This is a genomic window from Pedobacter psychrotolerans, assembly GCF_004340665.1.
In the GTDB taxonomy this organism is placed as follows: domain Bacteria; phylum Bacteroidota; class Bacteroidia; order Sphingobacteriales; family Sphingobacteriaceae; genus Pedobacter; species Pedobacter psychrotolerans.
Genome location: NZ_SLWO01000006.1, coordinates 304,733 through 322,515, shown reverse-complemented (window position 1 = coordinate 322,515; position 17,783 = coordinate 304,733). Strand labels below are relative to the sequence as shown.

At 35.0% G+C, this 17,783-nt stretch carries 14 protein-coding genes and 1 CRISPR repeat array (1 of these 15 cut by a window edge); of the genes, 8 read left to right on the top strand and 6 right to left on the bottom strand.

Annotated features, from left to right (window positions below; all coding sequences use genetic code 11):
* Positions 1-277: 277 nt before the first annotated feature.
* Together EV200_RS16720 and EV200_RS16715 are read right to left on the bottom strand one after the other, a co-directional pair.
* A complete protein-coding gene (locus EV200_RS16720; RefSeq protein WP_132534665.1) occupies positions 278-1,480 on the bottom strand; it encodes a DUF763 domain-containing protein in 1,203 nt (400 codons plus the stop codon).
* 50 nt (positions 1,481-1,530) lie between these two features.
* Positions 1,531-2,364, bottom strand: coding sequence for an alpha/beta hydrolase (locus tag EV200_RS16715; RefSeq protein WP_229676862.1), 834 nt, complete (start codon positions 2,362-2,364; stop codon positions 1,531-1,533).
* A gap of 263 nt (positions 2,365-2,627) precedes the next feature.
* Here EV200_RS16715 and EV200_RS16710 point away from each other — a divergent pair, with 263 nt between their 5' ends.
* On the top strand, positions 2,628-3,674 hold the full coding sequence (locus tag EV200_RS16710; protein WP_229676861.1) for a metallophosphoesterase: 1,047 nt from the start codon (positions 2,628-2,630) through the stop codon (positions 3,672-3,674).
* Here the strand turns inward: EV200_RS16710 and EV200_RS16705 are convergent.
* A complete protein-coding gene (locus tag EV200_RS16705) occupies positions 3,667-4,839 on the bottom strand; it encodes a sensor histidine kinase (RefSeq protein WP_132534661.1) in 1,173 nt (390 codons plus the stop codon). The genes EV200_RS16710 and EV200_RS16705 overlap by 8 nt on opposite strands.
* Before the next feature lie 151 nt (positions 4,840-4,990).
* Here EV200_RS16705 and EV200_RS16700 point away from each other — a divergent pair, with 151 nt between their 5' ends.
* Entirely contained in the window at positions 4,991-6,463 is a 1,473-nt protein-coding gene (locus EV200_RS16700) for a glycoside hydrolase family 130 protein (RefSeq protein WP_132534659.1), read from the top strand.
* A 131-nt stretch (positions 6,464-6,594) separates the two neighbouring features.
* On the opposite strand, the gene EV200_RS16695 is transcribed toward EV200_RS16700, so the two are convergent.
* Positions 6,595-8,880: a glycosyltransferase family 4 protein gene (locus EV200_RS16695; RefSeq protein WP_132534658.1), complete on the bottom strand. Its 2,286-nt coding sequence runs from the start codon at positions 8,878-8,880 to the stop codon at positions 6,595-6,597.
* Between the two features lie 137 nt (positions 8,881-9,017).
* Between EV200_RS16695 and ku the strand changes: the two genes are divergently transcribed.
* Positions 9,018-9,788 (top strand): non-homologous end joining protein Ku, encoded by a 771-nt coding sequence (gene ku / locus EV200_RS16690; RefSeq protein WP_132534656.1) that lies wholly within the window; start codon positions 9,018-9,020, stop codon positions 9,786-9,788.
* A gap of 67 nt (positions 9,789-9,855) precedes the next feature.
* On the opposite strand, the gene EV200_RS16685 is transcribed toward ku, so the two are convergent.
* Complete coding sequence (locus EV200_RS16685; protein ID WP_132534654.1) at positions 9,856-10,974, bottom strand: alpha/beta hydrolase; 1,119 nt, start codon at positions 10,972-10,974, stop codon at positions 9,856-9,858.
* A gap of 146 nt (positions 10,975-11,120) precedes the next feature.
* Between EV200_RS16685 and EV200_RS16680 the strand changes: the two genes are divergently transcribed.
* Both EV200_RS16680 and EV200_RS21800 read left to right on the top strand, forming a co-directional pair.
* The gene (locus EV200_RS16680; protein ID WP_132534653.1) at positions 11,121-11,489 is read left to right on the top strand and encodes a SpoIIAA family protein; all 369 of its coding nucleotides are present in this window, start codon (positions 11,121-11,123) and stop codon (positions 11,487-11,489) included.
* Between the two features lie 21 nt (positions 11,490-11,510).
* Positions 11,511-11,651, top strand: coding sequence for a hypothetical protein (locus EV200_RS21800; protein ID WP_165877952.1), 141 nt, complete (start codon positions 11,511-11,513; stop codon positions 11,649-11,651).
* A 161-nt stretch (positions 11,652-11,812) separates the two neighbouring features.
* Here EV200_RS21800 and EV200_RS16675 read toward each other — a convergent pair whose 3' ends face one another.
* A complete protein-coding gene (locus EV200_RS16675; protein ID WP_132534651.1) occupies positions 11,813-12,181 on the bottom strand; it encodes a response regulator transcription factor in 369 nt (122 codons plus the stop codon).
* A gap of 148 nt (positions 12,182-12,329) precedes the next feature.
* Here EV200_RS16675 and EV200_RS16670 point away from each other — a divergent pair, with 148 nt between their 5' ends.
* The 3 genes from EV200_RS16670 (at position 12,330) to EV200_RS16655 (ending at position 15,692) form a co-directional block, all read left to right on the top strand.
* Positions 12,330-14,546 carry an ATP-binding protein gene (locus EV200_RS16670; protein ID WP_132534649.1) on the top strand — a complete coding sequence of 739 codons (2,217 nt, stop codon included), beginning with the start codon at positions 12,330-12,332 and terminating at the stop codon, positions 14,544-14,546.
* Between the two features lie 199 nt (positions 14,547-14,745).
* Positions 14,746-15,330: a biliverdin-producing heme oxygenase gene (locus tag EV200_RS16660; RefSeq protein ID WP_132534648.1), complete on the top strand. Its 585-nt coding sequence runs from the start codon at positions 14,746-14,748 to the stop codon at positions 15,328-15,330.
* 182 nt (positions 15,331-15,512) lie between these two features.
* Positions 15,513-15,692, top strand: coding sequence for a hypothetical protein (locus EV200_RS16655; RefSeq protein WP_029285984.1), 180 nt, complete (start codon positions 15,513-15,515; stop codon positions 15,690-15,692).
* A 199-nt stretch (positions 15,693-15,891) separates the two neighbouring features.
* Positions 15,892-17,783: a CRISPR direct-repeat array (repeat unit 46 nt; unit sequence GTTGTGATTTGCTTTCATTCTTTGAACTACTGATATTTACAACAAC); it runs 278 nt beyond the window's last position.

Genomic DNA, 17,783 nt, shown 5'->3' with positions numbered 1-17,783 from the left:
AATTCTATATTTTTGAGGTCGTGGTGCAAGCCACGACCTTTTTTGTTAGCCGCAAATTCGCAGATTATTTTTTCGGAAATTATTTAATCTGTCCTGTCCTTAAATCCAACTATAAACGTCTTGCTGAACTCGATTCAGCATCTTCTATTTATAGCTTTATTCATTGGGTCCTGAATTAAATTCAGGATGACGAGGTGGCGATAGCGATGGTTTGGCTCCAACTATGAACGGTCGTCCTGCTGAACTTGATTCAGCATCTTTCTAATTGGAAAATTTTCTAAAATAGTTTAAGCTGCTCATTTCTGGGTGGTTTCTCCTTCCCAAAAATAGTTCTACCCCCGTATTTCCAACTATCTGCTCTTTCCCTCTCAATTACCTTTTCAAAATCCATGTTAGGAATAAAATCCTGTTCTGCATTTTTAGCGATCTGATGGAGTGATTTAATCGCCTGTTGCTTATCAGTCTCACCAATCTTAGCCTTTGCTACAGCTTTTTGTAATATAGAAATGGTTTCATCGTAAACCTGCTCAGGTACTGGAAAAGGGTGTCCATCTTTTCCCCCATGAGCAAAGGAATATCTCGCCGGATCAGAAAAACGTGATGGTGTACCATAAATAACTTCACTAACTAAAGCCATAGACTGTAAGGTTCTCGGCCCCATGCCTTCCAGCAATAAAAGTGATTCGAAATCGGCTGGCTGTTTTTCATGTGCTAACCATAAAATACTGCCTAAACGTTTAAGGTCAACATCTTTTGATTTTACTTCATGATGATTGGGCATAACCAGCCTTTGAATTTCAGAAATCATTCGATCTGGCGATTCTTCTGTCATACCCATCAAGGTTTTTCGGGTAATATTAGCCTCATTTGAAGTGAGATTAAGTATTTTGCCTTGATTAATACCACAAATCCCGGTATGTGGCTCCTCTACAAATGACTTTAAGTTTTCAGAATGCCAATGATATCTTCTCGCCGTAGAACTGGCATCGCTCATGCCTTGCTGAACAACAGCCCAGTCGCCATCACGGCTGAGTATAAAACTGTGCAGGTATAATTGAAATCCATCCTGAATGGCTGTATTATCTACCTTGGCACTAAGTTTACTGGCCCTTACCAATTCATTGCCGTTTAAACCTGTTTGATCTGCAATTTTAAAAAGTTCATGAGGTGTTTCTCGACTGGACTTTCCCTTTCCTCCACAAATGTAGATGCCCAATTCTTTAGATAGAGGATTGATTGATTTTTTAAGTGCGCCCATTACAGAGGTCGTAATGCCAGATGAGTGCCAATCCATGCCCATTACTGCACCAAGGCTTTGAAACCAGAATGGACTACTTAATCTTCGAATGACTTCAGCTTTGCCATATTCCAATAAAATGGACTCCACTATAGCCAAGCCAATTTTGGCCATACGTTGTGCCAGCCAAGGTGGAACATGGCCATAATGTAAAGGTAAATCTGCGCTTCCTGATCGTTTCAATACTAACAAAATTAGTAAATTATATAAGAAAACAGACTCTATTTATTTAATTAATTAAATGGCTGTTTGCTATGGCTTAATTGTTTATCTAAGAAATTCAACATGATGGAAGAAACCTGTTCAAACCAAGGATTAAATAACCAAAATGGATGAGGTGTATCTGGTAGGGTGTGTATCTCAGAATAAATACCAAGTGGTTTTATTTTAGCGATGAGGTCATCTCTTCCCGCATGAAAACGTGGCGTAGAACTATTAATAAACAGTAATGGAACTGTATGTTGATCTGCGTGATTAAGAGCAGATGCTTGATGCCACAATGCTGGGTTTTCATTTAATTCTGCTCCGAGCCAAATTGCTGCCACTGATTTTCGGTTAGGATCAGTACTTACTTCTGCGGACTCTGGATGATCAAAAGCCAGTACACCATCAACATCAATCACCGCTTGAACACTGCTGGTATGCCCGTTTATTTTCTCTTTTTCAAATTGAGGATCGCTATTCGTAGTGCCAACTAAAGCAGCCAACTGACCACCTGCAGAAAACCCTGTTATGGCAATCTTTGTGGTATCGATATGATATTTTACTGCATTTGCCTTTATCCACCGGATAGTATTTTTGAGATCGTAAACCGCTGCAGGGAACTTTGCATGAGTAGATAAACGATAATCAGTAGTAATTGCTACATAACCATTTTGAGCCATTTTTTGTGCAAGTGGAATGTTTTGGGCACGATTACCAGATCGCCAGCCGCCACCAAAAACAAATAGTACAACTGGTAATAGCTTGTGGGTTTGCTTCGGGTAAATCACATCAAGCGACAAGTTTCCAGTTGGGTATTTTGCATAAATAATATTGCTTTTGGTTTTGAAATTGCCTTTAGCCAATGGTTGTGCAATGCTGATATGGACGTTTCTTTTTTTCTTTAAGATAGGTTGTATACACGCTAAAAGAAGTATCAGCTGGTATTTTTTGAGCTTGAGCGGCTGAGTAAATAAACAGTATTAAAACGATATAGAATTTCATTATTGTAAATATATAGAATAGTTGATCATCGTTTAACCTTAATTTTGTTATGTTTAAATTTTAATGAAGAAAGTGTTTAATGCGCAAATTTTTACAACGTCTGTTTGCTAATTGGGTAATTAGAATGTCGAATAGGTTTGGTTCACGACCAGATCTTAAACGCATTCATGAAGCCTTAAGCAAGCTTTTTAATACCATTACGAAGGAGCCGGGAAAGCGAGGTTTGATTTTTGAAATTACCGAAAAAGATAAGTTTATTATTTTTTCTGATCAGCATAAGGGTGCCCGTGATAACGCAGATGATTTTATACTATCAGAACGCAATTATCTGCAGGCCCTGGATTATTATAATACCAAACTGTTCCATTACATTAGTCTGGGTGATAGTGAGGAATTGTGGGAAAACTTGCTTGAATCGGTTATTAAACACAATAAGCAGACCTTCGAACAGGAGAAATTATTTATTAACCGCAATGCTTTTACCAAAATTTTTGGAAATCATGACCTTTACTGGGATAATGATCCATTGGCTGGTTTCAACCTAAACCGTATTTATGGAAAAAAGATTTCGATTTACGAGGGGGCTATTTTAAAAATGAAGTTTCAACATCAGGTACTTAATATTTTTCTAACCCATGGCCACCAGGGCGATTTACAAAGTGATGGAAATTGGTTTAGTAAATGGTTTGTAAGTACGGTATGGGCACCGCTGCAATCTTATTTACAAATTAATCCAAATACGCCAGCCTATGATAATCAACTGAAAACAGTACATAACAGTATGATGTACAGCTGGCAGGCAGATCAAAAAGATACCGCATTAATAACCGGGCATACGCACCAGCCCGTATTTGCTTCACTTACACATCTGGAGCGGGTTTATTTGAAACTCAAGAATGCAACGGCAGAACATCAACAACCTGAAATTGATAAATTAAATGAAGAGTTAAAGAAAAGGGTAAAAAAAGGGGATGAGGTGCCAGAATTTAAAGCGTACAAACCTGGTTATTTTAATAGTGGTTGTTGTTGTTTTAGTGATGGTGATATCACCGGTATAGAAATAGAAGATGGTTTAATTCGACTAATCAAATGGTCTTTTCAAAAATCTGGCATTCCTGAAAGAAGTGTTTTGGAAGAGATGAAATTATCTCAATTGCTGGATATTACTTAATAGGTAATTCCACAAAAAAGGTTGTTCCCTTATCTTTTCCCTCACTTTCTGCCCATAGCTTGCCTTTGTGCATATCAGTAAACATCTTTGCGGCAATTAAACCCAATCCATTTGAGTTTTCATGGTTGGTTGGCGTTGAACTTAATCGGGAAAATTTGATGAATAAACGGTCGAGGTCATCCTCGTTCAAACCTACACCATGGTCTTTAATTGCAATGGTAACCAGATTTTCGTTGATTTGATGCGTAATCTGAATTTTACTTTCAGCATGTGAGAATTTGCTTGCATTATGAAGTAATTGATAGAAGAGTTCACTGAGTTTAACTTCATCTCCAAAAATTTCTACCGGTGTATCTATGTTAATGTTAAAAAACTGTTTTTTATCTCTGGTAACAATTTCTAAATCCTTAATGCTGTTTGATAATAGCTCACGAAGATCTATTTTGTTTTTCTGCGGTTTAAAAGACCCGTTTTCTTTTCTGGCTGAACTCAGAATCTGATTCAGATTGTCAACCATCCGCTTTGATTGGTGATTGATTTTTCCAGCGATGTTTATGGTTCTCTCATCAGCATCCGGGATTCTACTAACCAATTCAGATTGCAAAGAAATGGTCGTCATAGGATTTTTCAAGTCGTGAATGAGCACATGAAGGCGGTCATCTTGTGCCCTTAGTGTTTTTCTTAGCGCCTTTCTCACTTCCAGTTTTTCCGAAATCATTTCTGCCAATCGATTCAACATGTTCAATTGGTGCGGAGTGGCGATAGATGGATGGTCACCATATACTATTATAGCACCCAGAGATAAATCATCCGTTAATTTGATACCAGCGCCAACAATAAAGCGAATTGAAGATTGGCTAACATCTGCAAATTGCTGCGTAACCTCTATTACACCAGCATCACCCGTCGCTTTTAGCGAATCAAAAATATGCTGCTGGAGATTTGAATCCAATTGATCACCTATTACAGCTTTTGTAAAAACTTTATTTTCAGCAAAAAAACCTAAAACAGCATTTGGCATTTCGAATATATCTGCGGCCAGTTGTGCAAAATCATCAAAGCTTTTCTCGGCAGGTGTATCTAAAATTTCATATTCTGATAATTTTTGCAGGCGCAATTCTTCACTAACAGGAATAGTTGAAGCTGAAATTTTTGCTGAATACATTTGCGGGATTTTTAAAATAGGATTATGAGTTAAAGGTAGAAATTATCATCAAATGCATAAATAATATAAACAATTAAGTTGTAACTTTAGTTACTATAGTTCATGCAAATTGTTAAAAATTAACAATAACTTTCAAAACATTGATTAGATAATGAGATTATATATAGAACGTAAACCTGTTAAGGTTAACCCTGATACCAAACGCGTAATTGCCCGTTTTTTTTTTAACGGAGAAGAAAGAGCCTTAGAAGTAATTCGAAAAGTTTTAGAATTTTCAGATGAGAAAGTATTTGCACTGATCTCGCCGATACTTCAGGAATATTCTAAACGACACCGAAACATCACCAAAATTTTAAATCGACACTGTAAGAAGTTAAAAAAACAATTCACCGCCCTTGGTAAGGATGTAGAAGACCTGGATCAATATACCAGATTGCTCATTGGTGCATACTTTACACATGAATATTCAATTGAATCTGCTGCCTTTTTTAATCCGAGTATTGTAGACGATCCTGATCAGACTGACTTGGTTGAAGGGGAGAAACGGGTCATCATTAGTTTCAGGGCTGTAGGTGAAGGACATATATCTTCTATTGTTTTTCGTCGTGCACTGATTGATAAAAACAATAATATCCAGGTTTTACCTGTGGGAAATTATGTAGATGAAGCCGAAGTTGTTAAAAATGCAATTTACGTTAAAAAGTTATTCTTCAAAAAAGCAGCTTACGCACAGATTGATCCATCAGTGATTGAAGAGATAGAAGCTAAACTTGATGACAAATTTGAATATACAAGTTTGAGCAATATTATCAAGGACTCTAAAAACCTGCATACCGAAAATCCTGCCCGATTAATGGAATATGATAAGGTACTTTGGTTATCAGATACTTATCATACGATTTCCTTCTCTAAAGATACAGATATATCTGACCGCGTGATTTTTCCCATTTCAGAATTTGAACGCAAAGGAATTGAAGATGCCCGTTTTGTAAAGTTTGTTAAGGATGACGGGAAAGTTTTATATTACGCTACCTATACCGCTTTCGATGGTTCGCTTATTATTCCAAAATTGGTTCAGACAGAGGATTTTTATGAGTTTAAAGTCATTCCATTATATGGTGAGGGTGCACAAAACAAAAATCTCGCTCTTTTTCCACGTAAAATAAATGGAAAGTATGTGATGATGAGTAGAATTGATGGATGGAATAATTACCTCATGTTTTCTGATAAGGTAAATGTTTGGGAAAACCCTATTTTACTAAAGCAACCTCGTTATGACTGGGAATTGGTTCAAATAGGGAATTGTGGCTCGCCAATTGAAACAGAAAAAGGCTGGTTGGTAGTTACGCATGGTGTGGGGCCAATGAGGCGTTATTGCATCGGTGTGGTATTGCTTGATCTGGATGACCCAAGTAAAGAGATTGGTCATTTAAAAGAACCGCTAATTATCCCAAATAATGATGAACGTGAAGGATATGTACCCAACGTGGTTTATTCATGCGGTTCTATCGTAAGCAATGGCGAACTGATCATTCCTTATGGATTATCTGATTATAGCTCATCTTTTGCGACGGTTAAGCTAGATTTGTTGTTAAATCGATTATTAGAAAATGGACAGTCATAATTTAGCTTAGCATAAGTTTGATAATTAATTACAGTCTCATTTATGTGATTAAGTTTCAGATCAAAAATTTAAACATATTTAATAAACACAAAAAAGGCTGATTCAATTTGAATCAGCCTTCTAACATTTACTTAAAGTTTTTTGGTTTTTGCATATTCATCCTCCTCAAACAGGGGAGGAGAAAGTGTTTCATATTCTGCCTCTGCAGCTTTTAATACTGCTAAATGTGAAACAAAATAAGCGAGTGTACTTTCTGCGCCTTGGTTTCTGTTTACGCTATTAAACTGCAAGCCATCTGCACAACCATGTGTTTCAAAATCGTATAGTGGAATGTGTAAACTATTCTTACCTAGAAACCATTCATAACTGGTATACATTAAACTAAGGTATTTACTATCTTTTGTAACGTCATAGGTCTTACCATATAAAAGCACCATCGCCATTGTTTCAATAGCTTGCTGATCATATATTGGATTTTTTCCGTGCTTCTTCATCCAACCAGCGTTACCTACAGGATTTAAATAGCCATTTTCAAAAGAAAAACTATTTAAAAAATCAATACTTTCCATCGCTATTTTGTAAGACTCTATATTACCTGTTGCCTCAAAATGATGTAAAAGTGCTAATGGTAAGATGGCATTATCATAAGTTAGTATATCTTCAAACCAATGCCAGTTTTCATCCTTATTGGCTTTGTAAGCATTTTTTAAACTATTGGCTAATTGGTTAGCTTCTTTTATGATTAATTCATCTCCCGGATGTGCACTTAAATAATAAGCAACACCAATAAGCGTATTGGCCATGCCTCGTAAGTGCTTTAGTGCTTTAAAATGAGCAACTGAATTGGAAAAAAGCTCCCTTCCAAATTCACGGTAAGAATTATTTGGTGCTACATTTATTAAATAACCCAAAGACCATATTGTTCTCCCAAAAGAATCTTCAGAACCCACTTCATCCAAATAATTTCGATTGAAACTTAAAAAGTTCCTGAAATTTCCATCATCTGTATGCATATACTGAATAAAACTTAGGTAGATAGGCATCAATTTCAAAGCAGAGTGATTTTTATTTTGCTCATAGGCCATTAAGGCCAATATTAATGCCCTGGCATTATCATCTATGCAATATCCTTCTTTAAGATTTGGAATACCAAAACGTGCATGTTGAATGATTCCGGTATCATCTGTTAACAAATTGATGTGGCTAAGATTGAGCGCCGGCATCTTTTCAACATCAATAATTGGTGGACTAATTCTTCCAGGTTTTTCTCCGGCATCTATAGCATTTTGTAGCGTTTTCAAATACACATTACCAATAGCAGGCCACCTTAGTTTTAGCCCATACTGATAAGCGTTCATTTTAAGCTCATGATATTTGCTTTCGTCAGAAAGCAGTTCATTCACAATATTTGCCAATGCAACATCATTTTTAAAATCGAACAACCTTCCACGTTTCTCAGCTAAAAGCTCTTCTGCATGCCAATAAGGAGTAGAAACCACCGCCGCACCTGCCCCAATAGCATATGATAAAGTTCCGCTGGTAATTTGAGCTTCATTAAGATATGGCGTAATATATAAATGGCATGCAGTTAAATATTGATGAAGTTCATTTTCAGATACAAATTTATTGACAAAAGCAATATTGTTTTCTACACCTAAATCTTTAGCTAGCACCTTTAAACTATCACGGTATTCTTCACCATTATGTTTTACCACACCAGGATGTGTATTGCCTAAGATAACATACAGCACATCAGGATGTTGCGCAACAATGCTAGGCAAAGCCTTAATCACGGTCTCCAATCCTTTGTTTCGGCTAATTAAACCAAACGTAAAAAGCACTTTTCTGTTTCTGAATAATTCGCTTTGTGAAATCTCATTATTTACAATAGGTTCCAGATCCGGAACACCATGCTCAATTAGTTTTATTGAAGTGCTTGGAATTTGATAAATACTGGTTAAAAATAAAACAGCTTTTTTACTCATCACCACTATTTTAGAAGATTTTAATGCGATCTCCTTAATAATGGTTTGTTGCATAAAATTTGGTTCTTTCAATACCGTATGTAAAATTGTAATGAAAGGTTTCTCTAATTTATTAATCAGTGAAAGAAGAAATACGCCACTATTGCCTCCGTAAATTCCAAATTCATGTTCGATTATACAGGTATCTACTTCGCTATTATTAATGAAATTTGCCGCTTCAATATAGTCCTGTTGATTCTGCTGTCTAATTACAAATTTAACTTCATTCGGATAAGCATGTTCATTTATATCATCAGACTCATTCATTGCAACAACAAAACTCTTGTCAGCCTCATAAGATGGATTAATGCTCAATGCATTCACTAAATTTTGATTGAAGGTAGCTAGACCGCATTCGCGAGGGGGATAAGTTGAAATATATGCGATTTTCATAGTATTACTGTAGATTAATGTAATTATACAACACAATAAGAGGCTAAATGGTTTTATTTCAGCCAGATTTATCAAGATTTTGAAAAAACAATATCAATTCTTCTCTTGTTCATTTCAAATAATTATACAATACTATTATGAGATCAATTTGGAAAGGCTCAATTGGATTTGGGTTGGTAAATATCCCTGTTAAGTTGTTTTCTGGCGTACAAACTACACATCTAGATCTGGATATGTTAGATGAACGGGATCATGAAAAAATTCGTTACCAGCGCGTAAATGATAAAACGCATAAAGAGGTTCCTTTCGATAAAATTGTTAAAGGTTATTTTTTGAAGGATAGATATGTGATATTAGAAAAGCATGATTTTGAAGAAGCATCGCCTGAAAAAACCAAAATTATTGAATTAGAGAATTTTGTTGATATAAAAGAAATCAATCCCGTCTATTATGAAACATCTTATTATACTGAACCTGAAAAGCAAGGGAAGAAAGCTTACGCATTGTTATTAAAAGCACTTCAAAAATCCGGTAAGGCTGGCGTTGGACGCTTTGTGTTAAGAAATACTGAAAATCTTTGTGTCATTCATCCAATGGAAAATGTGATCATCATTACGAAGATTAGATTTGAACAGGAAATAAGAAGTTTAGATGAAATTAATAAAGCAGACGACATCACCATTACTAAAAAAGAAATGGATGTTGGGCTTGCGCTGATCAAACAATACAGCTCAAAGTTTGATTTAAGCTCATTTAAAGATGATTATAGCAATGAGTTATTAAAGATTATTAAGGCCAAAGCAAAAGGAAAGCGTGCTACGGTGAAAAAGATGAAGCCTCAAAAAGCCACTAGTGATGATTTATATGATCAGCTAATGCAGAGTTTAGGATCAAAAAAAGGTGCTTAAATTTAGGGATATCAGATATTTAAAAATTCATCTGAATTGGTATCAACCAATTCAGATGAATAATTTATTATTTGAAAGCAGCTTTTAATTGTTCTGCAGCATAAGCCTGTGCGGCCTTAGCCTCTGGAACTACAGCAGCCATCCCAAAGAATTCATGTGAAACTCCTTCATAATTTCTACTGCTTACCTTTACACCAGCATCTGCCAGTTTATTGGCTATCATGGTTCCATCATCATGTAAAGGGTCAATTTCAGCTGTTATAATTGTAGTGGGTGGCAAACCTTTTAGTTTAGCATTAACCAAGGATATTCTTGGATCCTGAGCTTCGATCATTGTATTTACATATTTTTCCGTAAACCAAGTCATCATCGCTTTATTTAAAGGTTTAGCATTGGCATACATTTTATAAGATTCGGTATTCATATTTGCCTGTGCAATTGGATACACTAAAACTTCATGCACTGGAACCATGATGTTTTTATCTCTGGCCATAATGGAAACATTTGCTGCCAGGTTTCCTCCAGCACTTTCACCAACAACAGCAATTTTAGCTGGATCACCTTTAATACTCACCGTATTTTTAACTACCCATTCATAAGCAGCAAAGGCATCCTGGTGTGCGGTAGGGAATTTATTTTCTGGTGCAAGGCGGTAAGCCACTGAAACTACAACTGCATTCACCTGTTCTGCCAAACCTTGTGCTGATGCATTATAGACATCCAAATTTGCAATGACAAAACCACCACCGTGATAATAAACAATCACCGGAAAAGGTCCGTTTCCTGATTTCGGAGTGTAAATGCGTAAGTGAACTTTGCCACCAGCTACATTAATATCTTTTCCAGTGGTATCAACTTTTGGAGCAGGAATTTCAATTTTATTTAATGCAATCAAATCCATTACAGCATCAGTAGGGGTGTGGTTCTTTCTTGCATCTGTGGCATCTAAAGTCTCTATAGGTTTGTCACCATAACTTGCTAGTTTTTCAATAACGGCTTGCATTTCTGGCTTAATACTTTGTCCCCATTCTGGTGGCGGACCTGCTGGTTTTAAGGATGAATTGGCTGTGGAATCAGTTTTTAAAGAATCCCTTGAGGTTGAGGTTTTTGTATCATTTGTACAGGCAGATACCATAATAGATAAGGCAAGTGCCGCGGTAGATAGCTTTGTTAAATTGCTTTTCATGAGTTTAGTTCTTGTTTTTTATGAGAGATATTTTTATAACGTAATCATCAGATAAGAGTTTTAAATGATTCACAACTTTTTTAGAATTTCACTAATTCTCAAACATCTTTACTATTTATAGTGTTCTTTACCAAAACCCACACCATATGTTAACAGAAATTACAGGGTTACCCGACCATATTTTTGGTGTAAGGGCTACTGGAGAAGTAACAACCAATGATTTGAAAGACGTTTTGCTTCCTGGTTTAGCCAGGACTTTCGATCGTTTTGGAGAGATCAGGTATTTATTGGTGTTGGATACTGAAGTGAAGAATTTTACTACAGGTGCATGGATTCAGGATGTGAAGGCAGGATTGCAAAATTTTACGAAATGGAAAAAGATTGCAGTAATCAGCGCGGAAAAAAGTGTAGAATGGTTTTCAGACTTCTTTACATTTTTAACGCCAGGTAGCGCTAAGGGATTTAGGCCTGAAGAAATAGAAAAAGCAGAATTATGGCTGGCAGCCGAGGATTAAATATATATAAATCAAAATACGATGAAAGATTCAAAAACAGCAGCAGAAAAAAAGAAAGCTACCGCATCAGATACTGGAAAGGCTAAAGGTGCAGAGGAAAAAGTAACTTCAGCAAAAGATGCTAAAAAAGTAAATACTGCGAAAAAGAAAGATGTTGAGTAGGCTGATTAGCCTTATTGCAATTTAATAGTAAGTGAACAATTTCTAGTTTAACTTATTTCATTTTAGTTACTGATGCATCAAATAATCATAATTAATTATTTGATAAGTAAAGTTAAAACTGAAAGGAGTAAGGTAATCAAGATTCGGTGTAAAATTTAAGCCTAATTCTTTAGAAGGGCATAAATTTTATCCATTAATTCATCAAAATTAAATGGTTTTGCCATAAAGTCATCCGCATGAATTCCGTTCAGAACATAGTTATTTGCGTGATATCGTGCTGAAATCATTAATACCGGAATGTGACTGGTAGATGCTGTTTCCTTTAATTCTTTTAATAGTTCTCTTCCATCAATATCTGGAAGCATAATGTCCATTATAATAACATCAGGGCCGAATTCCTGGACATGATTAAGGAAGTTTATGCCATTGTTTAGGCCTGCAACATTGAAAGCTTCGCTTTCCAAAATGAGCGTGATAACATCTAATATTGCATGGTTATCTTCAATAACCAATATACTTTTTTTAGCCAAGATTTGAAAGGTAATTTGTAAATTTTAAACAAATATAAAATAAAAAATAAATCTCAAAACTAACGTGGTAAATTGTATCCTTATTAAACCCATGCTACATACTAATTAATTCGAAAATTCTAATATTTTTGTAGCATCTAAATTATATATGAATAATTTTTCTGTAGATCTTTCAAATTGTGACAAAGAACCCATCCACATACCTGGTAAAGTTCAATCACATGGTTTTTTAATTGCCGTAGATAAGATCAGTTTTTTCATCACCTATGTCAGTGAAAATATTGGTGCCTTTTTGAACGCATCGTCTACAGACTTTCTTGAGAAGCCACTTTCATCAATTCATAGCTTTTTAACTCAACAAGAACCTGAAGTGAGTATTGAAGATTTACTAAAACTGGGTATCATTAGAAAAAGTTTTGATGCAATTAACCCACATCCGGTAAATATTGATAAGAACCCATTTTATATCATCATTTCTGAATCAGAAAATAATTGGCTCATTGAATTTGAACCTGCCACATTACAATATGATATTCAAGGTTTAATTGGACGTTCTGCATCGATAATGCTGCAGGGGAAGAGTGTTTCAGCTTTATTAAAAGGTGCGGCAAGTGAAGTTAAAAAACTTATTCATTATGATCGGGTGATGGTTTATAAATTTCTTGATGATGGCCATGGTGAAGTGATTGCCGAAGATAAAAATGATGATCTTGAGCCATTTTTCGGACTTCATTATCCGGCATCAGACATTCCCAAACAGGCAAGGGAGTTGTATAAGTTAAACCTAACACGGCTTATTGCTGATGTTAATCAAGATGATTCTCCTATTGTTACTTTTCTAGCTGATCAACCGCTGGATTTAACGAAGTCAGGTTTGCGGGCTGTATCACCCATTCATATTCAGTATTTAAAGAATATGGGTGTGCATTCAAGCTTTAGTATCTCATTAATTTCTCATGGAGAATTATGGGGATTAATTGCCTGCCATAATTATTCTCCCAAAATTATCGATTATAAGGCCAGAGAAGGAGCCAAGCTGATTGGCCAGATACTTTCATCAGCTTTAGAATATCGTGAGGATGAGGAAGACGCTCAAATGGTTGAGCAATTTAAAAGTACTGCAGCCATACTCTCAGAGCATCTTAGTCGGGATAAGTATTTATTAGATGCCATCACCAGTCATGAAAGAAATATTTTAGAAGTTACCAATGCAACAGGTGTAGCAGTTCTTTTTGAAAAGAATATAAAAACCATTGGTATTGTGCCCAGCGATGAAGATATTTTAGAATTAGCAGAATGGTTAAAAGCTACCAGTGATGAATCGATATACTATACACACCGTTTATCCGAATTACATTTACCAGCAAAAAAATATAAAAGTATTGCTTCTGGGATTTTAGCTTGTTATATTAGTAAAGAGCTCGGTGAATTGATTATCTGGTTTAAGCCAGAGCTGATCGCAAACATTAATTGGGCTGGTAATCCAGATAAACCCGTAGTTTCATCAGAAAATGGCTTACTCAGTTTATCTCCCAGAAAATCTTTTGAATCTTGGTCTGAGGTGGTTAGTAACACTTCAGAGAAGTGGTTGACAGAAGAAATTGCATCCGTTTTACGTATCCGAGAGATTATTATTAATGATGTAAATAAAAAGGCGAATGAAATCAGGTTATTAAATGAAAAACTACAATCGGCCTATGAGGAATTGGATACGTTTAGTTATACCATATCACATGATTTAAGAACCCCTCTTACTTCAATTAAAACTTACGCAGAGTTGATGCTCAAAAACAAGACCCTTGATGATACCGCAATCAAAATGTTAAGCCGAATTTTGATTGGTGCAGATAAGATGAACTTTCTGATTAAGGAAATTTTAAACCTGGCTAAGGTTGGCCGTTCTGAAATCAGTTTTGAGCATATTAATATGCAAACTTTGCTAAATGAAATTGCCTCAGAAGTATGGATAGCTTTTAAAGCAGACAAAGCCGAATTGATTTTAGGCCAATTGCCAGACTTAAAAGGAGATAAGACCATGATTGCTCAAGTGTTTACAAACTTGATTAGTAATGCTGTTAAATATTCTTTAATGATAGAGAAGCCAATAATTGAGATTTCTGGATATATTGAAGGTGGCGAAATAATTTACGCAGTTAAAGATAATGGTATAGGAATCGATAATCGATACTACGACAGGGTTTTTGAGCTATTTAAGCGCATGGATAATGTTAAAGAGATTGAAGGTACAGGAGTTGGTCTTGCTATTGTGAAACGAGTGGTTCAGCGACATCAGGGGCGGGTATGGTTTGAGAGTAAACTAAATGCAGGATCTACGTTCTACGTAGCTTTTAAAAATATAAAATAATAAATACGCCCGGATATATTATACATGTTTATCGACCAAGCCAAAAGGTTATGATAATCTTGTAAAGTGTATACATCCCGTGCACAACTTTTGGTTTAATCAGCATCTAAGGATGAATTGATACATCACGATTTAGAATGTAAAGATTCGGATAGTCTATTCGAATCTTTTTTTATCTTATTTTAAAATAAAAAAAATAATGATTGCCGACTTATTAAGAACAAAAACAGCAGAGAAGCATAAGGAATTGGAATCGCTGATGTTTGTAAATGACATCATGGATAATTCTTTGAGCATAGATAATTATAAAAAACTACTCACTATAAATTATATTATTCATCAAAAGCTAGAGAATAGGTTAGCCAATATGCTGGAGAATAATCTCGCACAGGAATTGGAAATGAATAGCCGATTTAAATTGCATGCCTTAGAGAGGGATTTGGAATACTGGCATATTGATAGTTTAACTTTACCAGCATTGGATTTTGAATTGTTTATTCCAGATCATAATAGTGCAGCAATTTTAGGTGCACTATATGTATTAGAAGGAGCAACCTTAGGCGGCAACGTGATTAAAAAGCACATTTTAGCCAATTCTAATTTTAAAAATGATGAAGGTGGCCTTAATTATTATGGAGTATATGGATCAGAATTAGGATCTAAATGGAAAAGTTTCGTTAGCGTGTTGAATGAAAGGGTTTCAGCAGCTGATTTTGATGATTGTATAAATAGTGCAAATCAAACCTTTGATAATTTAATAAAGCTTTCAAAGCAGTTTAACTAATTGAACAGATTTTCTCACTTAATTACAAAAAATACTTCTGAAACAGCGTAAGGGCATTTTTAGATTGTGAATATGTGTAAAACTTATTGCAAATTAATATATGCATTATCTTGTTAATTCAAGGTAAATATGTATTATTGGAAATAAATAATTTTTTTAAACCTTAAAAACATCAATTAGCGATGGAAAAATTCTCAAAAGTTAAAGCTGCTGTTGCTGCAATTGAAGCAGATGTAGAAAAATTTTATAATGCTGGCAATGCAGCTGCTGGTACTCGTGTGCGTAAAGCAATGCAAGATCTTAAAGTATTAGCACAAGAAATTCGTGCAGAAGTAACTGAAAAGAAAAACTCTGAAAAATAATATTTCGTGAGTATGAAACAAAAAGGGTCTCCGGTAATGCCGGGACCCTTTTTGCGTTTAAATTAAATCGGACTATTTTAAAGGTTTTATTGAAATTTAAAATCAATTTATTTTAGGTTCTTATAACAAATTTGAGGATAAAATTATAATTTTAAGCGGTCTGAAATAGGTAACCAGTTCATATCTGATACATTAACATGTTGTCATTTTCTTTCATTCTTTGAACTACTGATATTTACAACAACAAGATTGTTTTGCAAGGATCTAGTAACTTAGTTGTGATTTGCTTTCATTCTTTGAACTACTGATATTTACAACAACGCACTAATAACAAGTAATGCACTGTTATATGTTGTGATTTGCTTTCATTCTTTGAACTACTGATATTTACAACAACCCCCGTTGATTCCTTTTTCCGAAGCCTAGTGTTGTGATTTGCTTTCATTCTTTGAACTACTGATATTTACAACAACTCTTGGTTATGTTTTTTCTATTTCTTATTGGTTGTGATTTGCTTTCATTCTTTGAACTACTGATATTTACAACAACATTATTTTGCTAACAACTTTACGACTCCCGGTTGTGATTTGCTTTCATTCTTTGAACTACTGATATTTACAACAACATTGCTCATGATTATTTTGATTTATGCCGTGTTGTGATTTGCTTTCATTCTTTGAACTACTGATATTTACAACAACATGTAAAACCGTTGCTTCAACCGCCTACAAGTTGTGATTTGCTTTCATTCTTTGAACTACTGATATTTACAACAACCCAACGCAAAGCATATCCTTTGGTGGGTGCGTTGTGATTTGCTTTCATTCTTTGAACTACTGATATTTACAACAACATTCCGGCTGGATATACTATGGAGATACAAGTTGTGATTTGCTTTCATTCTTTGAACTACTGATATTTACAACAACACAAAATTTAACGCCAGTTTCAACTAATGGTTGTGATTTGCTTTCATTCTTTGAACTACTGATATTTACAACAACTCAAATATGCTAAAATAACACAAACAATTAGTTGTGATTTGCTTTCATTCTTTGAACTACTGATATTTACAACAACTGTAATTGAAAACTCTTTTAATGCTCGGTGTTGTGATTTGCTTTCATTCTTTGAACTACTGATATTTACAACAACTTATGCTGAATATGGCGGTTCATGGAGGTAGTTGTGATTTGCTTTCATTCTTTGAACTACTGATATTTACAACAACGCATTGTCATTGTCGGTTTAGCTATGTACTGTTGTGATTTGCTTTCATTCTTTGAACTACTGATATTTACAACAACAAGGTAGTTAAATAAATCGAGCATAGCGTGTTGTGATTTGCTTTCATTCTTTGAACTACTGATATTTACAACAACAGGAAGATGGTAAAGCATCTGGTAAACTCCGTTGTGATTTGCTTTCATTCTTTGAACTACTGATATTTACAACAACTCTTTCATAACACACGCTCCCATCCCTATCGTTGTGATTTGCTTTCATTCTTTGAACTACTGATATTTACAACAACTAAATTCTCGTACTAGTCTTTCATCTAACTGTTGTGATTTGCTTTCATTCTTTGAACTACTGATATTTACAACAACTATCGGTGCTAAAATCTCTATGACCAACTAGTTGTGATTTGCTTTCATTCTTTGAACTACTGATATTTACAACAACGCGAACAATTTAACTGTAGATAGGGAATATGTTGTGATTTGCTTTCATTCTTTGAACTACTGATATTTACAACAACAATCCTGATATTCGTAAGTCTTGCTTACCTGTTGTGATTTGCTTTCATTCTTTGAACTACTGATATTTACAACAACAATGCCAAAGGCAACAAAAAATCCTTGTCTGTTGTGATTTGCTTTCATTCTTTGAACTACTGATATTTACAACAACGCCAGCTGGCCAGTTAAGTAGCGTTAACCTGTTGTGATTTGCTTTCATTCTTTGAACTACTGATATTTACAACAACGAAGCATTACTTTTCAAGAGGTAGCGGATAGTTGTGATTTGCTTTCATTCTTTGAACTACTGATATTTACAACAACTCGATGTTATTTACATAAACAGTAG

What these genes read in the sequence shown, in the direction of transcription:
- EV200_RS16710 (WP_229676861.1), top strand. Translation starts at nt 2,628, where the DNA reads ATGTCGAATAGGTTTGGTTCACGACCAGATCTTAAACGCATTCATGAA.
- EV200_RS16705 (WP_132534661.1), bottom strand. Translation starts at nt 4,839, where the DNA reads ATGTATTCAGCAAAAATTTCAGCTTCAACTATTCCTGTTAGTGAAGAA.
- EV200_RS16700 (WP_132534659.1), top strand. Translation starts at nt 4,991, where the DNA reads ATGAGATTATATATAGAACGTAAACCTGTTAAGGTTAACCCTGATACC.
- EV200_RS16695 (WP_132534658.1), bottom strand. Translation starts at nt 8,880, where the DNA reads ATGAAAATCGCATATATTTCAACTTATCCCCCTCGCGAATGCGGTCTA.
- ku (WP_132534656.1), top strand. Translation starts at nt 9,018, where the DNA reads ATGAGATCAATTTGGAAAGGCTCAATTGGATTTGGGTTGGTAAATATC.
- EV200_RS16685 (WP_132534654.1), bottom strand. Translation starts at nt 10,974, where the DNA reads ATGAAAAGCAATTTAACAAAGCTATCTACCGCGGCACTTGCCTTATCT.
- EV200_RS16680 (WP_132534653.1), top strand. Translation starts at nt 11,121, where the DNA reads ATGTTAACAGAAATTACAGGGTTACCCGACCATATTTTTGGTGTAAGG.
- EV200_RS21800 (WP_165877952.1), top strand. Translation starts at nt 11,511, where the DNA reads ATGAAAGATTCAAAAACAGCAGCAGAAAAAAAGAAAGCTACCGCATCA.
- EV200_RS16670 (WP_132534649.1), top strand. Translation starts at nt 12,330, where the DNA reads ATGAATAATTTTTCTGTAGATCTTTCAAATTGTGACAAAGAACCCATC.
- EV200_RS16660 (WP_132534648.1), top strand. Translation starts at nt 14,746, where the DNA reads ATGATTGCCGACTTATTAAGAACAAAAACAGCAGAGAAGCATAAGGAA.
- EV200_RS16655 (WP_029285984.1), top strand. Translation starts at nt 15,513, where the DNA reads ATGGAAAAATTCTCAAAAGTTAAAGCTGCTGTTGCTGCAATTGAAGCA.